Annotated in this window: 18 protein-coding genes; 15 read left to right on the top strand and 3 right to left on the bottom strand. The window is 64.4% G+C overall.

Annotated elements, in window-relative coordinates; translation table 11 throughout:
• Nucleotides 1–107 precede the first annotated feature (107 nt).
• The 9 genes from E3T51_RS10670 (at nt 108) to E3T51_RS10630 (ending at nt 12,298) form a co-directional block, all read left to right on the top strand.
• Nucleotides 108–2,405, top strand: a complete 2,298-nt coding sequence (locus E3T51_RS10670) for a 5'-nucleotidase C-terminal domain-containing protein (protein ID WP_134529803.1) — start codon at nt 108–110, stop codon at nt 2,403–2,405.
• A gap of 76 nt (nt 2,406–2,481) precedes the next feature.
• Complete coding sequence (locus E3T51_RS10665) at nt 2,482–3,108, top strand: hypothetical protein (RefSeq protein WP_134529802.1); 627 nt, start codon at nt 2,482–2,484, stop codon at nt 3,106–3,108.
• Between the two features lie 103 nt (nt 3,109–3,211).
• Entirely contained in the window at nt 3,212–3,982 is a 771-nt protein-coding gene (locus tag E3T51_RS10660) for a copper resistance CopC family protein (RefSeq protein ID WP_134529801.1), read from the top strand.
• A gap of 71 nt (nt 3,983–4,053) precedes the next feature.
• The gene (recQ, locus tag E3T51_RS10655) at nt 4,054–6,120 is read left to right on the top strand and encodes a DNA helicase RecQ (RefSeq protein WP_420898425.1); all 2,067 of its coding nucleotides are present in this window, start codon (nt 4,054–4,056) and stop codon (nt 6,118–6,120) included.
• Nucleotides 6,121–6,303: 183 nt separating this feature from the next.
• A complete protein-coding gene (locus E3T51_RS10650; RefSeq protein WP_134529800.1) occupies nt 6,304–8,397 on the top strand; it encodes an acyl-CoA dehydrogenase family protein in 2,094 nt (697 codons plus the stop codon).
• A 149-nt stretch (nt 8,398–8,546) separates the two neighbouring features.
• Entirely contained in the window at nt 8,547–9,479 is a 933-nt protein-coding gene (locus tag E3T51_RS10645; protein ID WP_134529799.1) for an ABC transporter ATP-binding protein, read from the top strand.
• Nucleotides 9,476–10,327 carry an ABC transporter permease subunit gene (locus tag E3T51_RS10640; protein WP_134529798.1) on the top strand — a complete coding sequence of 284 codons (852 nt, stop codon included), beginning with the start codon at nt 9,476–9,478 and terminating at the stop codon, nt 10,325–10,327. The genes E3T51_RS10645 and E3T51_RS10640 overlap by 4 nt, the downstream gene beginning before the upstream one ends.
• 16 nt (nt 10,328–10,343) lie before the next feature.
• A complete protein-coding gene (locus E3T51_RS10635; protein ID WP_134529797.1) occupies nt 10,344–11,606 on the top strand; it encodes a sensor histidine kinase in 1,263 nt (420 codons plus the stop codon).
• Nucleotides 11,603–12,298, top strand: a complete 696-nt coding sequence (locus E3T51_RS10630; RefSeq protein ID WP_134529796.1) for a response regulator — start codon at nt 11,603–11,605, stop codon at nt 12,296–12,298. The genes E3T51_RS10635 and E3T51_RS10630 overlap by 4 nt, the downstream gene beginning before the upstream one ends.
• A gap of 16 nt (nt 12,299–12,314) precedes the next feature.
• Here E3T51_RS10630 and E3T51_RS10625 read toward each other — a convergent pair whose 3' ends face one another.
• Entirely contained in the window at nt 12,315–12,701 is a 387-nt protein-coding gene (locus tag E3T51_RS10625; RefSeq protein WP_134529795.1) for a TraR/DksA family transcriptional regulator, read from the bottom strand.
• Between the two features lie 87 nt (nt 12,702–12,788).
• On the opposite strand from E3T51_RS10625, the gene pip reads away from it, so the two are divergent.
• Nucleotides 12,789–13,745 carry a prolyl aminopeptidase gene (gene pip / locus E3T51_RS10620; RefSeq protein WP_134529794.1) on the top strand — a complete coding sequence of 319 codons (957 nt, stop codon included), beginning with the start codon at nt 12,789–12,791 and terminating at the stop codon, nt 13,743–13,745.
• A gap of 50 nt (nt 13,746–13,795) precedes the next feature.
• Nucleotides 13,796–14,749: a glycosyltransferase family 2 protein gene (locus tag E3T51_RS10615; protein ID WP_134529793.1), complete on the top strand. Its 954-nt coding sequence runs from the start codon at nt 13,796–13,798 to the stop codon at nt 14,747–14,749.
• Here E3T51_RS10615 and E3T51_RS10610 read toward each other — a convergent pair.
• Nucleotides 14,746–16,023: an oligosaccharide flippase family protein gene (locus E3T51_RS10610; RefSeq protein WP_166806441.1), complete on the bottom strand. Its 1,278-nt coding sequence runs from the start codon at nt 16,021–16,023 to the stop codon at nt 14,746–14,748. The two genes, E3T51_RS10615 and E3T51_RS10610, sit on opposite strands and share 4 nt — an antisense overlap.
• 109 nt (nt 16,024–16,132) lie before the next feature.
• Nucleotides 16,133–17,086 carry a hypothetical protein gene (locus E3T51_RS10605; RefSeq protein ID WP_134529791.1) on the bottom strand — a complete coding sequence of 318 codons (954 nt, stop codon included), beginning with the start codon at nt 17,084–17,086 and terminating at the stop codon, nt 16,133–16,135.
• 234 nt (nt 17,087–17,320) lie between these two features.
• Here E3T51_RS10605 and E3T51_RS10600 point away from each other — a divergent pair, with 234 nt between their 5' ends.
• The 4 genes from E3T51_RS10600 (at nt 17,321) to E3T51_RS10585 (ending at nt 21,935) form a co-directional block, all read left to right on the top strand.
• Nucleotides 17,321–18,643: an O-antigen ligase family protein gene (locus E3T51_RS10600; protein WP_134529790.1), complete on the top strand. Its 1,323-nt coding sequence runs from the start codon at nt 17,321–17,323 to the stop codon at nt 18,641–18,643.
• Nucleotides 18,640–19,710, top strand: coding sequence for an acyltransferase family protein (locus E3T51_RS10595; protein ID WP_134529789.1), 1,071 nt, complete (start codon nt 18,640–18,642; stop codon nt 19,708–19,710). Before E3T51_RS10600 ends, E3T51_RS10595 begins: the two co-directional genes overlap by 4 nt.
• Nucleotides 19,707–20,765: an acyltransferase family protein gene (locus tag E3T51_RS10590; RefSeq protein WP_134529788.1), complete on the top strand. Its 1,059-nt coding sequence runs from the start codon at nt 19,707–19,709 to the stop codon at nt 20,763–20,765. Before E3T51_RS10595 ends, E3T51_RS10590 begins: the two co-directional genes overlap by 4 nt.
• Nucleotides 20,766–21,068: 303 nt before the next feature.
• On the top strand, nt 21,069–21,935 hold the full coding sequence (locus E3T51_RS10585; RefSeq protein ID WP_166806440.1) for a right-handed parallel beta-helix repeat-containing protein: 867 nt from the start codon (nt 21,069–21,071) through the stop codon (nt 21,933–21,935).
• Nucleotides 21,936–22,015 lie beyond the last annotated feature (80 nt).

The raw sequence follows: 22,015 nt of genomic DNA, 5'->3' as shown, positions 1-22,015 counted from the left end.
CTCTCGACGCCTCCGCGTGAGATTGTCCTGAGCCCTAGGCAAGGTCTGCGCTTGCCCCTATGTTGTCGATGGCCGTAGCAGAGTCATTCTAAACAAGGAGCGCGATTGTGATCACCGCAGGTGCCGTTCTCAGCCCTGATTCTTCGACACATCGAACCCGGCGGCGGGCACGGTCAACGCTCGCGGCGGTCATCGTGCTGGCATTCGGCTTCTCGACGCCCGCCACCGCACCCGTCAGCGCCGCCGAGCCGCCAATCATCATTGACGTGCTCACGATCAACGACTTTCACGGTCGGATCGAGGCAGCCGGTGCTGCGGCGGGTGCCGCCGTGCTCGCCGGTGCCGTCAACCAATTCCGCGACGCTGGCAACACGCTGGTCGTGTCGGCCGGCGACAACATCGGCGCCTCCACCTTCACCTCCTTCATCCAGCAGGACACCCCCACGATCGACGCTCTCAACGCGATCGGCCTCGACGCCTCTGCGCTCGGCAACCACGAGTTCGACCAGGGTCGGGCCGACCTCGACGACCGCGTGATTCCCGCAGCAGACTTTCCCTACCTGTCCGCCAATGTTTATGACCTGGGCACCGGGCAACCAGCATTCGAGCAGTACGTCGTGACGGAGGTCGATGGAATTTCCGTCGGTTTCATCGGTGCCGTCACCAATCAGCTGCCGAGCCTGGTGAGTCCAGCCGGCATCAGCACCCTTGAGGTGCGTGACGTGGTGACCGAGGTCAACCGGGTCGCAGCCAACCTGGGCGACGGCGACGCCGCCAACGGCGAAGCGGATGTCACCATCCTGCTCGTGCACGAGGGCGCCGCCGGGCCCGACCTGGCCGACTCCACCGACGACTCCGCGTTTGGGCGCATCGTTACGGACACCGATCCCTCGGTCGCCGCGATCGTGTCGGCGCACACTCACCAGCTCTACAGCCATTCAATTTCGGTGGCCGGCAACTCCCTGCCACGACCCGTGATTCAGGCCGCGAGTTATGGCCAGGATCTGGGCCACTTGTCCCTCGCCGTCGACCCCGAGAGTCATGAGCTGGTGAGTATCGCTGGCGAGACCCTGCCTACCGTCGATGCTGACGGGGTCGCTTTGTACCCGGCCGACCCGGCAGTTGCGTCCCTCGTCACTGCCGCGACCGAGGCTGCCGCTCCCCTGGGAGCTGTCATCATCGGTGTGATCACCAATGACTTCAATCGAGCCAGGCAGAGCGACGGAACCGAGAATCGTGGGGGAGAGTCGATTCTCGGCAACTTTGTCGCCGACGTACAGCTGAGCGCGACAATCGAGTCGGGTGCCCAGATTGCGCTGATGAATCCGGGTGGGCTCCGTACAGATCTCGTCATGGCCAGCAGTGGGCCGGATGACCTCGTCGGCGATGTTAGCTATCGCGAGGCGGCATCCGTTCAACCCTTCGCCAACACGCTCGTGACCATGGACCTGACCGGCACCCAACTGCGCCAGGTGCTCGAGGAGCAGTGGCAGCCCACCGGGTCCAGCCGGCCCTTCCTCAAACTCGGCCTCTCGAAGAGCCTCGCCTATACCTACGACCCCACCGCAGCAGCCGGCGAGCACATCACCCACATGTTCTTCAATGGTGTCGAGATTGCGGACAGTGCGGTGCATCGCATCACCGTCAATTCGTTCCTCGCTGCGGGCGGCGACAATTTTTTCACGCTCGCCTCCGGCACGAACCAGGCCGACTCCGGTCAAACCGATTTACAGGCCATGGTCGACTACTTCGTCGACACCCGCGTCGCCAACCCCGACCAGTCGCAGCGCGCGATCGGTGTCACTCTGACGCCTCCGGTCGAGGACGCGTACCTGCCCGGCCAGAACCTCGAGATTGGCCTGTCCTCGCTGCTGATGAGTGCAGGCGAGGGCGGATCCGACATCGTTTTCGTGCAATTCGACGGTGCCGGTGCCACGTATCTGATCGACCCCGCCATTGTCGATAACACCGACGAGGTCGGTCGCGCTAACGTGCTGTTCCCGATTCCGTCTGACGCATCCAGCGGCCTGCACCAGGTGACCTTCGAGGTGGTGGGGACGGGGACCGCGATCACCATCCCCATCGTCATCAAAGACGTCGGACCCGTTGCCGTGCAGACGACGACGACGGCCGCAGTACAGCGCCACTTCGTGAGCCAGAAGAGGGCCGTGCAGCTGCGGGTCGAAGTGGCTGCGGCTGACAAAGCTACGCCGACCGGAACGATTCGGGTGTTTGACCGGGGTGAGCTCATCAAGACCCGGCTGCTCACGTCGCAGAAGGATGGCGTCGTGACCACGGGCATCACCGGGCTGAGCCGTGGTGTGCACAAGCTCACCGTGCAGTACAGCGGAAGCGATCATTTTCAGGAGTCTGTCTCCCGCCCAATTCGCGTGGTCGTGTACTAGCTCCGTCACACCGACCACGCCAACCTTTTTTTCAGGGTCGGTCAGCTACTCTGGAGGAAACCGGAGAGGGGCCGAAATGCACACACGCTGGGCCCGCTTTGCGCGCGGCTGGATCGTCGCCCTGTTCTCGACTTTTGTTGCCGCACTGTCGCACACCCTGGGTGGCGGTTCGGCACCTGGCCTTTTGGCCGTCGTCGTTTCGCTGGCCTTCGGCGGCATGGTCTGCGTCGCGCTCGCCGGCCGCACGCTCTCGTTCTGGCGCGGTGCCGCATCCGTTTTGATCAGCCAGGTCATCTTTCACGGACTGTTTTCACTCGGAGCGCCGGGCGGTGCTCTCGGGGCCGACGCTCTCGCCGCCTCGGCCACCCACCAGCACGCGGCGCTGCCCAATTTGATCGACCCGGCCGTTCTGGGCTCGACCACGCATGTCCCACACGATGGCGCGGCAATGTGGCTCGCCCATTTCGGCGCCGCAATCGTCACGATTCTTGCGCTACGGTACGCGGAACGCGCATTCTGGAGCCTGGTTGAGAACGTTCGCCTGGGCATCCGCACCCTTTTCACGCGGGCCCAGCGAGTCGTGCCGATTGAAGCGCCTCACCGTATCGGACACGTGGCACCGGTGTTTAGCCCGCGCGATCTGATCCTGGTGCTCTCGGCCCTGCGCCATCGCGGGCCGCCCGCCTTCGCCCTCGCCGCCTGACGAATAGACCAACCAGACTAATTTCCCCATCGCACCGAACGAGTAGCAGAGGCTTCGCCGGCCTCGTTCGGTTTGCGCCGGGCACCCATATTTAAGGAAAGTCATGAAGTTCACGACCCCCACCGGTACCGCTACAGCACTGGCTTCCACTGCGCCCGTCGCAAGCCGTCGGTCGAGCACCGTGGGCGCCAACACAGCGCCCCACGGAGCGATAGCCCCCCTCGTTAGAACTGCGCGCCAGCGGCCGACCCGCCGGCAGACGGCTTCGGCCACTCGCCGCACGGCCCGAGCCCTGTTCGCGGTCGTCGTCGCTGCAGCGGCCCTGGGCTGGGGCGCGGCCCCGGCATTCGCTCACAACAACGTCGTCGGCTCTTCACCGGCAGCCGATTCCGTCGTGACCGAGCAACCCGGTGTATTTTCGGTCACGACCAGCGACCAGTTGCTCGACCTCGGTGGAACAGGCTCGGGCGGCGCGATGATCGTCACGGGGCCAACCAGCGCTCCGTTGTTTTACGGCGATGGCTGCGGGAGTGTCTCCGGCGCTACGGTCGAGACCTCGGCGCAGCTCGGCGCGGCCGGCGAGTACACGGTGATCTGGCAGACGATCTCCACCGACGGCCACGCCATTTCCGACGAATATACCTTCGACTGGCAGCCAAACGCCGATCAGGTACTCGCCGACGGGGCTGCCACGGCTCCCGCCTGCGCTACCGAAACGGATGCAGCAACAACGGATTCCGGCACCTCGCCCTCCGCAGATTCCGGCTCCAACGGCACGCTCTCCACGGTCGCCTGGATCGGTGGCAGCCTCGGCGCCGTGCTCCTCGCTGTGGGTGCCACCCTGTTCGCCCTCCGCCGTAAGTCCCGAGCCTGACCGCCGTTCTTGCCTCCCGACGCTGACCAGCTGCAGGGAACGTGTCAGGGGGCCCGGGTAAAGTTGTCCACGTGAGTTGGAACGCTGAGCTGCCCGGGAACCCCGACGACGTTGAACCATCCAGTGCCTTCGATGGCCCGAGCGATTTCGATGCCCCCGACGACTACGACGCTCCACCACCCGAGTCGGACCGGGAGTTTGCCGACCGCCAGTTCGGGCGGCAGCCCGCCGACCCGGCCGCGGCATTCGCTTCGAGCCACCGCAGCGAGGCGGCAGTCACCCGGCCCGCCACGCCGATTCGCGCGGCGACCCGCAAATTCGCCACCGCCGCCGAAGCCCTGCACACCGTGTTCGGCTACGACTCCTTCCGCGGCGACCAGGCCGAGATCATCGCACAGGTCGTCGACGGCAAGGACGCCGTCGTGCTTATGCCCACCGGCGGCGGCAAGAGCCTGTGCTACCAAATTCCCGCGCTGGTGCGACCCGGCACCGGCATCGTCGTCTCACCCCTCATCGCACTGATGCAAGACCAGGTGGACGCGCTCACCGCCGTCGGTGTGCGAGCTGAGTTTCTCAACTCCAGCCAGGATTCGCAGACCCGCAGCCAGGTCGAACGCGACTACCTGAACGGTGACCTCGACCTGCTCTACGTCGCGCCGGAGCGCCTCTCCAATGAGGCCACCAAGCGGCTGCTCGAGCGCGGAACGATCGCGCTGTTCGCCATCGACGAGGCCCACTGCGTGTCGCAGTGGGGACACGATTTTCGGCCCGACTACCTCGCGCTCAGCGAACTCGCCGACCGATGGCCCGATGTGCCGCGCATCGCCCTCACCGCCACCGCGACGGATGCCACGCACCAGGAGATCACGACCCGCCTGCAGATGGGCGACGCCAGACACTTCGTGGCGAGTTTCGACCGGCCCAACATCCAGTACCGCATTGTCGGCAAGTCCGAGGTACGCAAGCAGCTGCTGTCCTTCTTGAAGACGGAGCACCCGGGCGACGCCGGAATCGTCTACGCACTCAGCCGTAAGACGGTCGACCAGACGGCCGATTTTCTGCGTCAGAACGGCGTCAACGCACTGCCGTATCACGCCGGGCTCGACGCGGGCCTGCGCGCTCGCACCCAGTCTCGCTTCCTGCGCGAGGAGGGCGTCGTCATCGTCGCCACGATCGCCTTCGGCATGGGAATCGACAAGCCCGACGTGCGCTTCGTCGCCCACATCGACCTGCCCAAATCGGTCGAGGGCTACTATCAGGAAACCGGTCGAGCCGGCCGCGACGGGGCCCCGGCCACGGCCTGGCTGGCTTACGGCCTGCAAGACGTGGTGCAACAGCGGCGCATGATCGACGAGTCGCCCGGCGACCTCGGCCATCGGCGCAAACTCTCCGCCCACCTCGACGCCATGCTCGCCCTCTGCGAAACCGTGCACTGCCGCCGGGTCAATCTGCTGCGCTACTTCGGCCAGACCAGCGAACCCTGCGGCAACTGCGACACCTGCCTCGAACCCCCCGAAGCCTGGGACGGCACCATCCCCGCCCAGAAACTGCTTTCCACTATCGTGCGCCTGCACCGCGAACGCAACCAGAAGTTCGGCGCCGGCCACCTCATCGACATCCTCCGCGGCAAAGAAACCCCCCGTGCCACCCAATACCGGCATACCGAACTGAGTACCTGGGGCCTTGGCGCCGACCTCAGCGACCAGGCCTGGCGTGGCGTCGTGCGCCAGATGCTGGCCCAGGGCCTGCTGGCTACCTCCGGAGAATACGGAACCCTCGTGTTGACGGATGCCGCAGCCGGGGTTCTCGGCGGCAGTCGCGACGTGCAACTGCGGCGCGAACCCGACCGCCCCGCACGTTCCAGCGCCGCCCGCCGCCCGAGCGCAGCGAAAGTCGCGGCCGCCGACCTCAGCACATCTCAGGAGACCCTATTCGAGGCGCTGCGGGTGTGGCGTTCGGCCGAGTCAAAGGAGCAGGGCGTTCCCGCCTACATCGTCTTCGGCGACGCGACCCTCATTGCTGTGGCCGCGGCCGGCCCCGCCACGCTCGCCGCGCTCGACGGCATCACCGGTATCGGTGCTAAGAAGCTCGAGGCCTACGGCGCAGCCTTGCTCGAGGTTGTCGCGGCCTCCGCCTGATCGCAACAGCGCGCTATTTGTGCAACAGCGCAGGTGCGAACGACCCGAAGTTGTAGTGAACCTACAAAACGGATGCCGGGTGCGGCATCTATCATTGTCGCCCCCGCACCGCGCGTTTCACGACCGCGACTACGCGGCCCTAACGTTGCGATCACAACTTCGCGCGAACAGTTAGGACCACCGATGGTTGACACAGCCCAGCGCTCCAGCACCCGATCGACGATCGATCCCAGCGTCGACACTGGACCCATTAAGTCCATCGGTGATCCGACCGCCCCCACGGTCAACGTCGAACAACTCGGGCGCCAGCTGCTCGGCACCTGGGCCGACGTGCGCCTTGCCGCCCGAGAAGTCACCGCGCGCCCCGATATGCAGCGCATTGAGGGCCTCTCCATGGCTGACCATCGGCTGCGCGTATTCGAGCAGCTCAAGGTGCTCGCAGCCAAGGGACACGTACTCCGTGCCTTCCCCAAGCATCTTGGCGGTCAGGATGACCACGGCGGAAACATTGCCGGCTTCGAAGAACTCGTCATCGCCGACCCGAGCCTGCAGATCAAGGGTGGCGTGCAGTGGGGCCTCTTCGGCGCCGCTGTGCTTCACCTCGGTACCCAACCGCACCACGATAAGTACCTTCCCGGCATTATGGACCTCTCCGTTCCCGGCGCGTTCGCCATGACCGAAATCGGTCACGGCTCAGACGTGGCGAGCATCGCGACCACCGCCACCTTCGACGCCGCGACCGGGGAGTTCATCATCAATACCCCGTTTCGCGCTGCCTGGAAGGACTACCTTGGCAACGCCGCGAAAGACGGCATCGCCGCCGTGCTGTTCGCCCAGCTCATCACCCGGGGAACCAACCACGGTGTGCACGCCTTCTACCTGCCCATTCGGGGCGCCGATGGCGCATTCCTCCCCGGTGTCGGCGGCGAGGACGACGGCTTGAAGGGCGGCCTCAACGGCATCGACAACGGCCGACTACACTTCACCGACGTGCGCATCCCGCGCGAGAACCTGCTTAACCGCTATGGTGACGTCGCCGAGGACGGCACGTACTCCAGCCCCATATCAAGCCCGGGCCGGCGCTTCTTCACGATGCTCGGCACGCTGGTGCAGGGTCGCGTGTCGCTCGACGGGGCAGCCACCGCGGCATCCGCTCTCGCCCTGACCATCGCAATCACCTATGGCAGCCAGCGTCGTCAGTTCACCGCAGGAAGCGACAGTGACGAGGAGGTCATCCTCGACTATCAGAGGCACCAGCGCCGGTTGCTCCCGCGCCTTGCCACGACCTACGCGCAGACCTTCGCGCACGACGAGTTTCTGGTGAAGTTCGACGACGTGTTCAGCGGCAAAGCCGACACCGACGACGACCGGCAGGACCTCGAGACCCTCGCTGCCGCGCTCAAGCCGCTTTCCACCTGGCACGCACTCGATACCCTGCAGGAGGCGCGTGAAGCCTGCGGCGGCGCCGGCTTCATGGCCGAGAACCGCCTCGTGGGGCTGCGCGCCGACCTCGACGTCTTTGTGACCTTCGAGGGCGACAACAACGTGCTGCTGCAGCTCGTCGCCAAACGCCTGCTCACCGATTACAGCCGCAAATTCGCCACAGCGGATGCCGGCGCCCTCGCCCGCTACGTGGTTCAGCACGCCGCTGGTCGCGCCTACCACGGCACAGGCCTCCGCACCCTGGGCCAGTCCGTTGCCGACCGTGGATCAACGGCACGCTCGGTCGGCGCCCTCCGCGAAGCCGATGTGCAGCGCGAACTGCTCACCGATCGGGTCGAGAGCATGATCGGCGAGGTCGCCGGCAAACTGCGCGGCGCCACCAAGTTGCCCAAGAAGCAGGCCGCCGACCTGTTCAATGCGCACCAGAACGAGCTCATTGAAGCAGCACGCGCCCACGGCGAACTCCTGCAGTGGGAATCGTTCACCCGGGCGCTGGACGCTACGACGGATGCCGGCACCAAGCAGGTGCTCACCTGGCTGCGTGACCTGTTCGGCCTCGGCCTGGTGGAGAAGAACCTGGCCTGGTACCTCATTCACGGTCGGCTCTCCGCCCAGCGGGCCCAGGCCGTCACGGCCTACATCGACCGGCTGATCGCGCGCATCCGCCCGCACGCCCTCGATCTCGTCGACGCGTTCGGCTACTCGCCCGACCACCTGCGCGCCACGATCGCGAGCGGCATCGAACGCGAGCGCCAGGTCGAAGCCCGCGATTACTACGCCGACCAGCGGGCGTCCGGAACCGCTCCTTCACCCGAAAAACCGGTCAAGCGGTAAGGCAATACGCGTCGTACTCAGGTACGACAGCTGTGGCGCACAACCATCCTTACGGTTGATGCGCCACATAGAAGGCAAACCATACCGTTTGGTATGGGGGCTTCAGTGCAGTGAAACGGGGCCTCACCCACCAACGGAATGAGGCAGTCGTGATCCAGGCACAGTCCCTGACCAAACACTACGGAAGTAAGACCGCGGTCGACGCGGTCGACTTCACGGTGCAGCCGGGCAAGGTCACCGGTTTTCTCGGTCCGAACGGCGCCGGCAAGTCCACCACCATGCGCATGATCGTGGGCCTTGACCGGCCCAGCGCCGGATCGGTGATCGTCAACGGCAAGCCGTACCACGAGCACAAGGCACCGCTGCGTGAGGTCGGCGTTCTGCTCGATGCCAAGGCCGTGCACACCGGCCGCAGCGCCTACAACCACCTGCGCGCTATGGCTGCTACCCACAACATCCCCACCAGTCGGGTTCACGAGGTCATCAACCTCACCGGCCTGGAGTCCGTCGCCCGCAAGCGCGTCGGCGGTTTCTCGCTCGGCATGGGCCAGCGTCTCGGTATTGCCGCGGCACTGCTCGGCGACCCGGCCACCCTCATTCTCGACGAGCCTGTGAACGGCCTCGACCCAGAGGGTGTGCAGTGGGTACGCAAGCTCACCAAGCAGCTCGCGGCCGAGGGCCGCACTGTGCTGCTTTCCTCGCACCTCATGAGTGAGATGGCGCTCACTGCCGACCACATCATCGTGCTCGGCCGCGGTCGAGTGATAGCGGATGCCTCGGTCGCCGACATCATCGCCTCGGCCGCGCAGAACACGGTGCGCGTGCGCACCCCGCACACGGCGGCCCTCGCCGCCCTGCTGGCGCAGGAAGATGTCACCATCACCAACGTCGAGCAGGACGTGCTCGAGATCAGCGGACTAACCGTGAACGAGATCGGCGATCGCGCCGCGGCTGCCCGGATTTCACTGCACGAACTCTCGGCGGTGAGCGCCTCCCTCGAGGACGCCTACATGAAACTCACCCAGAACGAAGTGGAGTATCGCACCGGCGATACCCACGCCGAAGCGGAGGTCGCTCGATGAGCACTATAACCCCCACCCAGCCGTCCGCGGCCCGCGCAACGTTCATGTCGGCGGGCTCCGGCCTCAGCTTCACCGGCCTGGTGAAATCTGAATCCATCAAGTTGTGGAGCCTGCGCTCCACCTACTGGACCTTCTCACTGATCATCGTGGCCGCGCTCGGACTCGCGGTCGCGATGTCGTTCGCTATGTCCACGGCGACCGCCGCGTTCGACCCGAACACGGGTGCCCCTATCGCTGGCAGTAATGCCCAGCTGTTTGTGCTCGTCTCGACCACAGGACTGGGCCTCGGCCAGCTGATCGTCGCCGTGCTCGGCGTACTCACGATCAGTGGCGAATATTCCAGCGGAATGATCAAGTCGACGCTCACTGCGGTCCCGAACCGACTGCCCGCGCTCTGGGCGAAGGTGCTCGTATTGTTCGTGTTCAGCTTCCTGATCGGTCTGTTCAGCGTGGTCGGGTCGTTCCTCGTGGCGTTTCCCATCCTGGGTGCCAAGGATGTCACGGTGAGCTTCTTCGACGTCGACGTGATCCTGCCCCTACTCGGCAACGTGCTCTTCCTCGCGCTCATCGCGGTGTTCTCGATCGGTATCGGTGCCATCGTGCGGAGCAGCGCTGGTGGCATCGCGACGGCGCTGGGAATCATCCTGCTCCTGCCGACGGTTGTGGCACTGTTCTCGCTAATGGTCGGCTGGGTTGCCGACATCATGCCGTTCCTGTTGACCATGGCCGGCTCCGAGATGGTCGCCCCGACCACGATGGAATCCTGGCAGGCGCTCCTGGTCGTACTCGGTTGGGTGGCAGTGAGCCTTGGGACGGCCGCGCTGCTGCTCAAACGACGCGACGCCTAACCCGTACCATCGAAGAATGAGCACCGCCACCTCTCGCCCTGCGCGCGACCTCGCGCCGGGGGGAGAGGTGGCGTTGCCTACTCCGCCCGGGGTAGTGCGACGGTTTTGGAGCCGGCATCCGCACGTAGCTGATGCGCTGGTCGCATCGATCTACGTGGTATCGATCGGGCTCACCCTCTTGGTCAACGCGCGGGCCGCCGAGCCTGCTCCACTCGGCGATATCGTACTGAACGTTGCAATCGCGCTCGTTTTGGCTGCCGCCCTAATCTTTCGACGACGGATGCCCCGGCTCGTCTTGGTCATCACCTGGATCAGCCTGCTCACCTTCGCCGACTACGGCGAAGCGAACCTCGTCGGCCAGCTCCTCGCCCTCTACGCGGTAGCGGTGTACTCCGATGCGCGCAGTGCGTGGATCGGATTTGGGACGTCAACGCTGCTGACGAGTTTGGCCGCCTGGCAGAGCGATAATCCGGCCGATGTGCCCTGGATTCCGGTGGCCATCCAGATAGGGATCATGATGCTGGCCACTACCCTGGTCGGCGTCAATTTGGGAATCAGCAGGCGCTACGTGACCTCGCTAGTCGATCTGGCTGCGCAGCTGACCCGTGAACGCGACCAGCAAGCTCAATTCTCACGCCTGTCCGAGCGAGCCCGCATCGCTTCCGAAATGCATGACGTTGTCGCCCACAGCCTGTCCGTGATGGTGGCGCTCGCCGACGGTGCCCATGCCATCGCGCCCAAGGACGTTGAGCGATCTCGTGCGGCCATGCTCGACATAGCGAGCACCGGGCGCCGATCGATGAATGAGATGCGGCGTCTGCTCGGCGTGCTCGACGTCGGTACCGAGCCGGCTCCGCGTTCGCCGCAGCCGGGAATCGACCAACTCGCCGACCTCGTCGAATCCTTCCGGTCGACCGGACTGCCCGTCGTGCTGGAACGCAGCGGCCCCGAACCGGCCAATCCAAGCGTGCAGCTGACAATTTTTCGACTGGTGCAAGAGTCGCTGACCAACGTGCTGCGATACGCCGATACGCCCACACGGGTCGTGGTGCAGCTGCACTCGGCCCCCGGAACTGCCCGGGTCACCATTAGCGACAACGGTCGGAAGCGTACGGATCCCGGCGCGCGGGCCTTCGGCCGAGGCCTAATTGGCATGCAGGAAAGGGTGTCCATTTATGGCGGCGACTTTGAAGCCGGCGCAGGAATCCACGACGGATGGCGCGTGCACGCCGCGATGACCTTTGAGGACGAATCACCACGAGTCGAGGAGCACAGATGACCGTGCCGAAACCAACCCCAACGCCCGGTCCCATCCGCATCATGCTCGTCGACGACCAGGCACTCCTGCGCGTGGGCTTTCGCATGGTGCTTGAGGCCGAAGACGACTTCACCGTCGTCGCCGAAGCCGGCACCGGTGCCCAGGCGATTGCGCTCGCCGCGAGTGTGCTCCCGCAGGTCATTCTGATGGATGTGCGCATGCCGGGGCTCGACGGCATCGAAGCGACGCGGCAGATCATGGCCGCCCTCCCGAACACTCGCATCATCATTCTCACCACCTTCGACCTCGACGAGTACGCTTTCGGCGGCCTGCGTGCCGGCGCGAGCGGCTTCCTGCTGAAAAACTCCCAACCGGGGGAGCTGATCAGTGCCATTCGCACGGTCGTCTCGGGGGAGGCATCCGTTTCACCGCGGGTGACCCGGCGCCTGCTCGACCTGTTCGGCACCCAGCTGCCACAGGTTGACGTCGAGAACGGATGCGCGGCCAAGGCTCTCGCAGCCCTCACCGAGCGGGAAACCGAAGTCTTCCTCGCCATCGCCGAAGGGCTGTCCAACCCCGAACTGGCCGAACGTTTCTTTCTCTCCGATTCGACCGTGAAGACCCACGTGGGCCGAATCCTGCACAAACTCGGCCTTCGTGACCGGGTCCAAGCGGTCATTCTGGCCTACGAACAGGGCCTCGTCGGACAGTGACCGTCGACCCGGCCCGTCATCGGCTGCGGCCCTCGACTTGTCTGGCACAAACGATGCACAACTCGGCCGTCAGCAGGGCGGACAAGCGGGCGGCCCCGATGGGTTTACTGCATCGGAGGCAGGTGCCATAACTCCCGTCAGAAATTCGGGCCAGTGCACGATCGATTGCGGCGACTTTCTCGTTGAACTCGCCGTGGACACCAACAATTCGTGACCACTCACCGGAGAGGGTCGGACCTTCCGGATCGTGCTCGTCGTCGGCCGATCCGTCGCTCCGCGCCTCACGCACACTCGTGAGCGATTCCGCCAGCCGGTTCAGCTCGGTCGCTATTATGGCGCGCTGATCCCTGAGAGCCTTGTCGAAGTGCCGGAGCTCGGCATCCGTAAGAGAGGTACTCGCCATGATCTATGGTCGCACTCCGCGATCGCTTCGGCCAAGGCTGGATAGGTGAAATTCATCAACCTCCGATCCGGGGAATAGGCTCGACGCATGCGTACCTTCTACCCCGAGCTCGAACCATACGACACCGGCATGCTTGATGTCGGTGACAACCAGACCATCTACTGGGAGGCCTCTGGCAACCCAGACGGCAAGCCGGCGGTCTATCTGCACGGGGGCCCCGGCGGCGCGTCCAGCCCGGACCAGCGGCGGGTTTTCGACCCGGCAAAGTACCGCATCATCCTGTTCGACCAGCGCGGTTGCGGTCTCAGCACACCGCACGCGAGCGAGCCCGACGTTGATCTCGACGTCAACACCACGTGGACCCTCGTGGCCGACCTCGAGAAACTGCGCGAGCACCTTGGCATTGACCGGTGGCTGGTGTGCGGCGGATCGTGGGGGAGTACTCTCGCGCTGGCCTACGCCGAGACGCACCCGGAGAAGGTCACCGAACTCGTCGTACGCGGCATCTTCACCCTGCGCCCGGTTGAGCTCGATTGGTTCTACGAGGGCGGTGCTGCCGCAATCTACCCCGACCTGTGGGAATCCTTCCTCGCGCCCGTTCCTGAAAACGAACGCGGCCACCTGATCGACGCCTACGGCCGGCTGCTGCACGACCCCGATCAGTTCGTGCGCGAACGTGCTGGCGTGGCGTGGGCTACCTGGGAATCCTCAACAATCACCCTGTTGCAGGAACCGGACAAGATCGCCCACTTTTCCGATCCTTCCTTCGCGGTGGCCTTCGCCCGCATCGAGAACCATTTCTTCGCCAACAAAGGCTGGTTCACACCCAACCAGCTCATCGACAATGCCTCCCGTCTCGCTGATATCCCCGGCGTCATCGTGCAGGGTCGCTATGACATGTGCACCCCAGCGTTCACCGCGTGGGACCTGCACAAGAACTGGCCGGAAGCCGAATTCCGCCTCATTCCCGATGCTGGCCATGCCTTCGACCAGCCCGGCATTCTCGACGCCATTATTGTGGCGACTGACCGCTTTGCAACCTGAACCACTGAGAATTTGTCAAGCGATCTTCGCGGATCTGCAATACTGACCGCATGACCGACTCGAACTTCGCTTCCCTCGCCGTGGTGGTGGTGAACTTCGGGTCGACAGCACTGCTCGAAGAGAACCTCCAACCGCTGTCCCGATCGGCACCGGGCCTGCACATCGTCGTCGTCGACAATTTCACCGACACTGCGGAGCAGGTCAGGGTGAGCGCGCTCGCCGAGCGTGAGGGCTGGCAGCTCGTGCTGTCGCCGACCAACCTCGGTTTCGGTGGCGGCATGAACCTCGGCGTCGCGTGGGCGCAGCAGAATGGGCGCACCTATTTTCTCCTCTTGAATCCGGATGCCGCCATCCCCGCCGACCAGGTCGCCCGCCTGCTCGAGGCGGTCGCCCTGCATCCGCTCACCCTGGTCTCGCCCCGCATCCTGCGGCCGGACGGTACGGTGTGGTTTGACGGTAGCGATCTGTACCTCGAGGACGGTCGGGTGCGCGCAACCCGCAAGCGCGGGGACCGCCCGGGCGAACGCACCACGCCGTGGTTGAGCGGCGCGTGTCTGATGATCAGTGATGATCTCTGGCGCCGGGTCGGCGGGTTCAGCGACGATTATTTTCTGTACTGGGAAGACGTCGAACTCTCGCACCGGGTGCTCTTGGCCGGGGGAGAGGTCACGGTCTGCGTCGACGCGTACGCCACTCACGCGCAGGGCGGCACCCAGGGCGTCGGCCAGCACAGCGCCGGCCAGGCCAAGTCTTACTCCTACTATTACTACAACGTGCGCAACCGCCTGGTCTACGCGGCGCGCAACCTCGCCGACGATGACCGCCGGAGATGGCGTCGACGCAGCGTGCCCGCGGCCTGGGAGGTCATCTCCCGCGGGGGCCGGCGCCAGCTGTTGACCTCGCGGCAGCCACTCGTCGCCGCGGTGAGGGGGTTGCGCGACGGCCTCGCCTATCGGCCAGCGTCCGCTGCACTGCCCACGACTGTCGGCACCAGCACGATCTAGCGTTTGCGCCGCCGGGTGAACCGCTTGGCGTACTCGCGCAGGGTCACGAAGTCTGTGCGCCGCACGCCGTAGAACTGCAGCGGGTTGATGCCGAATTTGCGATACATAAACAACAAATTCAGGTTGCTCGAGATGACGTTGCCGGCCAGGGTCGCCAGCGCGGCCCCCATCGCGCCGAGCGGCGGCGCCAGGACGATCAGCATGCCGACGTTCACCAGGCAGGCGATCAGCAGCGACACGCTGCGCAGGCCGGGGCGTCCGCGGGCGCTCAGGCCAGAGCCCGCGATCGACCCAGGAGTGCCGAGCACCACTGCGGCGAGCAGCACACCGGCCACCGGGAGTGCGGGGCGAAAATCCTCGCCGAACAGAAAAGGCAGCCACCACAACATACTGATGCCGAGGAACACGGCGGCCAGGCCGCACAGCATGGTGCTGATGCGAGCCGAGGAGGCAAGACGGGCGTCGACGGAATCAGCAGCATCCGTCACAAAAGTCACGTCCCGCACCGCCTGGTTGATGATCAGCGGCAGTTCACTCACGCTCACCGCCACCACATACAAACCGAGCTGATAGGTGCCGGCGAACGGCGTCATGAGCACCTGGTCGAGCCGCGACAGCAAAATTCCCGACAGCGAGCCGACCCAGATGCGCAGTCCATAGTTCAGCAGCCCGGCCGTGCGCGCCTCACGCGGAACGTCGAAGGCTCGCGGGTCGAGGCTGCGCATACGCCCGATATAGACGAACAACCCGGTCACCGGCATCGCGGCAACGGCGATGGTCGCCACGAGCGGCGTCAGGGTGCCGGTGAGCCAGAACGGAATGAGCACGCCGAGCCGCAGCGACGAGGTTACCATGCGTTCTATGGCGACCAGCCGCCAGCTTTGGGTAGCGGATGCTACCCCCCGGAACACGCCGACCAGCAAGTTGGGCACTATGGCCAGGCAGGCCACGAGAATGAGCTGCTGCACCGTCGGGTCGCCACCGCTGAGCCAGGCCGCTGACAACGCGACGGCGCCCATGGCGAGCAATCCGGCGACAACCAGAATAAGCATCCCCCGGTTGGAAGCGTTGCGGGCCAGGGTGGGGTTGCGGGCGATGGCCCAGGTGACGGCTTCGGGTACACCGAAGGTTGCCACGGTGACCACGAGCGCGAGCGGCGCGGTCGCGGCGGCCACAGCGCCACGACCGTCGACCCCGAGTGCCTGGGCCAGGATCGGACCGGAAAACAGCGCGACGAGGGGAGGAAAAGCGTTTCCGATCAGCGCAATCGTCATGTTGCGTGACACTGAATTCGCAGCGGCTGCCCGGCGTCTGGTCGGGCCGCCCGGAGACGTGATTGTAGGGTCGATGCCCGGCTGGGCGGGTAGCTGTCCCCGGGGTCGCCTAGGTGCCATCGCTGATCACGACCCGCAGCGGAATGGCTGGCAACACACCCGAATCAAGAGGGTCATCGCGCAGTATCCGCGCTCGTTCCTGCTCACCCACGCACGCCGCGAACTGGGCATCATTGCCGCCCTCCGTCACATTCTGCCGATACAGGGTGCCACGCTGCGAACCCGGGATCGCCGGATACTCGGCCTGCCGCTCACCCACCTGTCGGGCGCGAATACCGTGCCGCACGGCGACCGAATAGACCCACAGGTCATCCGCCCGCGGAGCGACCCGCAGAAAGACCTCGCCTTCGGCCCGCAGGGCAGCAAGGAGTTCGAGCGGGTAGTAGATACCGGAGACGCCGGTGCAGAGTGTTCGGTAACTGGCAGCGGTGCCGCGGGCGGCGACCCAGCGGGAGTAGAGCGCGACCCGATCGCCGTCGAAGGTGATGGTGTGGGCGCGCTGCCCAATGATTTCCAATGGATGCCGGGCGGCCGCCTCGAGAAGTTCGGCCAGCCAGGTGCGCGGGTACAGCACATCGTCGTCGGCGGCGACCAGGGGGAGGGTCGGCGTAGAAGAGGCATACGGGAACTGTTTTTTGTGCGGCCCGAAGTCGGAGCAGGAGAGAATTTCCAGACCGCGCCGCTGCAATCGAAGAAGTGTGGCCGGTGGGTGCGCGAGCACCGCGACGTCATCGAGCCAGAGAATGAGGCGCCGTGGGCGAATTCGTCCGGCGGCGATGGTCTCGAGGGCATAGTGCACAAGGTTGATCCGATGGCCGAACGAGGTGAGGTTGACCACCACGGTGCCCGATCCCGTCACTGAACGACGGCTGAGCTGGTTGGTCAAGCGCAGGCCCGCGAGGCGCAACTTGATACTGGCCCGCTGGGCCAGGGCGGCCGGGTCTCGACGCAGATCGGTGACAAGCCGATGGACGGTGTTGATGACCACGTTATTGATGACCACACGCTACTTCCGGTTGCACGATGAATATCTCTCACGAAATCGCCACTATACAGGCCGTGCCACCCATCCCCGACCCCCTTCTCGGGGGATGATTTTCCCTCAGTTTGAGAGGGATCGCCCTTGTCCCTTCTCTACTGAGCCGTCTATTGTTATGCACGATGCGGCTGTGCAACAGGGGCTGGTACCCGAATCATCCCTGTGTGGCCCGGGTGGTGGTAGCTATTGTTCTCTCAGGTGCGCTCCAATATCATCGCGGTGCGACCTGCTGCGGCACTCCGTCGCACCCGCGCGGGCCGTTCCGTGCACCAGGCCCCGTCCCTCGCCAATAAGTTCATTGCCGTTGTTGTTCTGGTCGTAGTCGCGTTGCGAATCGACATCGACCGAGGCGTCACTGTGGGCGCCGTGGTCTGTGTGGCCCTGTTCCCCGTCTGGTTCCCGATTCTGCGCCAATTTTGGGGCGCTCGGCTGTTCTTGATCGGCGGCCTGGTAGCGATCGGCTCGGGTGTCTGGCTCACCGTCCTATCCGCGCCCACGCACGATACGAGTCTCGGCCAGGCGTTCGGGTCGATCGCCGGTCTCATCGGGTTGATCGCCGGCGTCGGATTCGTGCTCTGGGCGCGCACCGTTCTGCCCGCCTCCCAAATCGCCATCTGGTACGGTGCCGGAATCCTGCTCGGTGTTTCGCCGTCGAGTGAACTGTACGCGGAAAATCCATGGCGCTTCGGCTATTCGGTGGCCCTGACGATTCTGCTGCTCGGGATCACAATGCAGCTGCGCCGCCGCTGGCTGGAGCTGGCCGTCGCGCTCGCACTCACCGTCGTGGCTACCGTGACGGATGCCCGTTCCGCGTTCGCATTCATGCTGCTGACTGTGCTGTTGGTCGCCTGGCAAATGCGCCCGACCCGAACCACGCGCGGCAAGTCGGCGCTGCGCGCCCTCCTCGGACTCGGCGTTCTGGGTCTCATCGTCTTCAACGTGATTCAGGCGCTCATCCTCGACGGCGCGCTCGGTGAAGCCACCCAGCAGCGTACCGTCGCCCAGCTCAACGAGGCCGGTTCGCTCATCCTCGGCGGGCGCCCCGAACTCGCGGCGACGATCGCGCTCATGCAGCATCAGCCGTGGGGGTTCGGCGTTGGCACCGTGCCCAATCCAGAAGACATACTGGCCGCCAAAACCGGTATGGCTGCGATCAACTACGCGCCGAACAACGGCTATGTCGACAACTACATGTTCGGTGGCCATATCGAACTGCACTCGGTCATCGGAGACTTCTGGGCGGCCTTCGGCATTCCCGGGCTTGTGCTCGCCCTCTTCATTCTCGTGCTCATCGTGCGCAGTATTGGCATACACGTGGCAGCCAACACCGCCAGTGCCGTGCTGCTGTACCTCGGTATCAAAGCCGTCTGGTTCATGTTCTTCGGCCCGTTTTTCAGCTCATCCGTGCTGCTCGTGCTTGTTCTCGGACTCCTCATCACCCGCAGGGTGCCGACCGAAAAGGATGCCGCGCTGCAGAGCCCCGCGCCCCTTCGACCTACGATGGTTCGACGCCGGCGATGAGCGCCACCAACCCCTCGGCCGAACGCGTTGGCTGGGTAGATACCGGCCGGGGCATCGCGATCCTGCTCGTCGCCCTGTTCCACTCGGCGAACTGGCTGCTCGGCGCCGGTTTTGATATTCCTTATTGGCGGGAGATCAACGACTCACTGTCGTCGATGCGCATGCCCTTGTTCTTTGTTCTGTCGGGCCTGTTCGCGCCCAAATGGCTCCTCAAACCGTGGCGCGATCTGTGGACGGTCAAGGTGCGCCTATACCTCTGGGTCTTCCTGCTCTGGGAGGTGGTCGGTTCGATTGTCTTCTTGCTCGGTCAGACCATGAAGGGCGAGGGCTTCGGCCTCCGCGAAGCCGTGCTGGGCCTTGTCGTGTCCCCGGTGCTGCCCCGGTTCGAACTCTGGTTCATCTGGGCTTTGTCGATCTTCTTCGTCGTGGCCAAGCTCAGTCGAAAAGTAAATCCCCGACTGCAACTCGTCATCGCCGGCGCCGTATCAATCGTGGCCCTGAGCGGGCTGGAGACGGCCAACGTGGGCTGGTCCGGGTCGCTCAAGTACTACTTCTTTTTTCTAGCCGGCATCTACCTGCGCAACTGGATCATTCGCATCGGCACGGTCGATAACCGGCTGCTCGTGGGTGCAGCCATGTTCGTCTGGGTAGCCGTCACCGCCACCGTCGCGCTGCTCGGGCTGCGCGATGTCTTCGGTTTGTACTTTCTGAATTGTCTGGTCGGTGTCGTCGGCGGCATTGCGTTCAGCCGCACCCTCCGCGGCGTGCGCTGGTTCGGCACGATCGGGCGCATCACCCTGCCCATTTACCTGGCGCACACACCCATCGTCATCCTGATCTCCTTCGTGCTCTCCCTGCCGCTCTCCTTTCCTGCTGTCGCCGTCATCGCGCCCATCCTGCCGCCCATTCTCGCGGTCACGGCCGTACTCCTCGCCCTCTCCCTCAACCGCTTCGCATCCCGAAGCGCTCTGCGCTACGCCTATGAGCCGCCGCCGATTGTCACCGAGTTCGACCAGCGTCTCTATCGTTCGATTCACCCGTCCCGATCGACCGAGGAGTCGACATGACCGGGGCGCCGGCACCCGCACCCGTGGCACCCAGGGAAGCCTGGATCGACGTCGCGAAGGGGATCGCGATCACCCTGGTCGTGCTCTACCACGCGATCATGTACCTCGATGAGGTCGGGCTGGCCGGCGCGCTCGCCCCGCTCAACCCGCTGTTCGATACGTTTCGCATGCCCCTGTTCTTTTTCATGTCGGGAATTCTGGCCGCGTCGGCCATCCGCCTGCCCTACTGGCAGTTGTTTCGCAAGCGGATGTCGTTGCTCCTGTATCTTTACGTAGCCTGGGTAACCCTACAGACGCTGTTCTTGCTCGCTCTGCCGCCGATCAGCCCGTCGGGGGCGCCCAACGCCTCCTGGGCCAGCCTCGTCACCCTATTCGTTCGGCCCAGTTCCAACCTGTGGTTTATCTACGCCTTGCCGTTGTTTTTCACGCTGGCCTGGCTGATGCGGCGATGGGCTCCGGCGCTGCAGATCGCTTTGACCGCGGTCATAGCGGTGCTGTTCGGTGCGGGGGTGCTGCACACCGGCTCACCGTGGGACAAAATGGGCAAGTACGTCGTGTTTTTCATCGCGGCCATTTATCTTGGGCCGCTGGTGCGTCGCCTCGTTCCCCTCGTGCGCTGGTGGCATGTTGCTTTCTTGTGCCTCGGGTACGCTGCGCTGGTAGTGATTACCACGAAATTGACGCTCAACAAGGTTCCATTCGTGTTGCTGCTCGTAAGCACGCTAGCCGTCGTTGTCGGCGTCACCGTCGCCGTATTGCTTGCCAAGCTGCCCGCCTTCGATTTCGTGCGCACCCTGGGCTCTCGCACCCTGCCGATCTACCTCGTGCACACTTTTCCCATGACGGCGCTCGCGGCCATTCTGGTTGCCTTCGACGTCCATGATCCGGTGTTGGCCGCGACGCTGTTCCCGCCGCTGCTGTGCGCCGGTTCGATCGCGGTCGCCCTGGCGCTCAACTGGCGGTTTCACACCGTTCCAGGCATCTTCACTGTGCCGGTCAAAGGCTGGGTCATCGTTTCACAGCGCGCAGTGATCTCAACAAACACGCAACGCTAATTTGACGTAATTTCATTTTTGGGTAACACTCTAGTATCTATCGGCGACTCCCTGCAGTTGTCTCACCCGCATACCCGAACGTGCACCACCCGAAACGAATTCATGACCGACCATATCTCACGCTCTCATCGCCGACCGCTGACCCTGACCCCGCAGTACTCCCGCGGCATACACCAGCACCACCCCGCCCTGCATCGTTATGACCCACCTCGTCCAGACCTCACCCGTGCCGATCTGCCGCACGCAGTTCGCCTGGAACGCACTCGGACACGACGCAATTCCAGCGCACGAACCCCAGTTTTTGTGGCCGCAGCTACCCTTGCCGTTCTCATTCCGCTGGCCGGCTTGGCGGCTCCGGCTCAGGCCTACGCCGCGAGCGGAGGCGTCATTCGGATGGCCACCGCGAGTGCCGGTACGACCGGAGTCCCTTCCGGTACGACCTTGAGGGTGCACAACGGCGATCTCAATATCACCAAGGCCGGCACGGTCATCAGCGGGCTGGATATTCGTGGCCTGGTCAAGATCAACGCGATCAACGTGACGATCAAGAACTCCATCATTCGTGGACGAAGCGTCAGCGCTCCCGCTGCGCTGGTCAATAACCTCGGCGGGCGCTCGGGCCTGAAGATCATCGATTCGGAGTTGTATCCGTCGAAGCCGTCGCCCGATATCAATGGAATCTACGGCTATAACTTTACGCTGACCCGCGTTGATATCCACGGCGTCATTGATGGTGTTCACGTGACCGGCAGTAATGTCACTATCGCAAATTCATGGCTGCACGGCAACCTGCACTACTCCAGTGACCCGAATCAGGGCGGAAAGCCCAGTCACGATGACTCTATCCAGATTCAAAAGGGCAGCAATATCAAGGTGTACGGAAGCACCCTGAGTGGTTCCCATAACGCTGGGGTGCAGATCACGCAGGACACCGGTGATGTCTCGAACTTCTCTTTTACGAATAATTTCGCCGACGGTGGCGCCTGCACCATTAACGTGGCCCAGAAGTCGTATGGTCCGATCTACGGCACCGTCGTTACCGACAACAAATTCGGGCGCAATACCAGGGTGGCCAACTGCGCCATCATCTCGCCCAGTACGACCAAGATCAGCACGGCGCGTAACTATTACACGCCCGACAGCCAGACCGTAACGGTGCACGGCGGCTAAACCGCCCTTCGCCTGCCCCACGATTCGCGACGGCGCGCCGCTATGGCGCGTCGTCGCGGCGCGGCCCTCGGTGCACCCGA

It is taken from the genome of Cryobacterium serini (assembly GCF_004404025.1).
GTDB classification, from domain to species: Bacteria; Actinomycetota; Actinomycetes; order Actinomycetales; family Microbacteriaceae; genus Cryobacterium; species Cryobacterium serini.
This window is presented reverse-complemented; position numbering and strand designations above follow the sequence as displayed.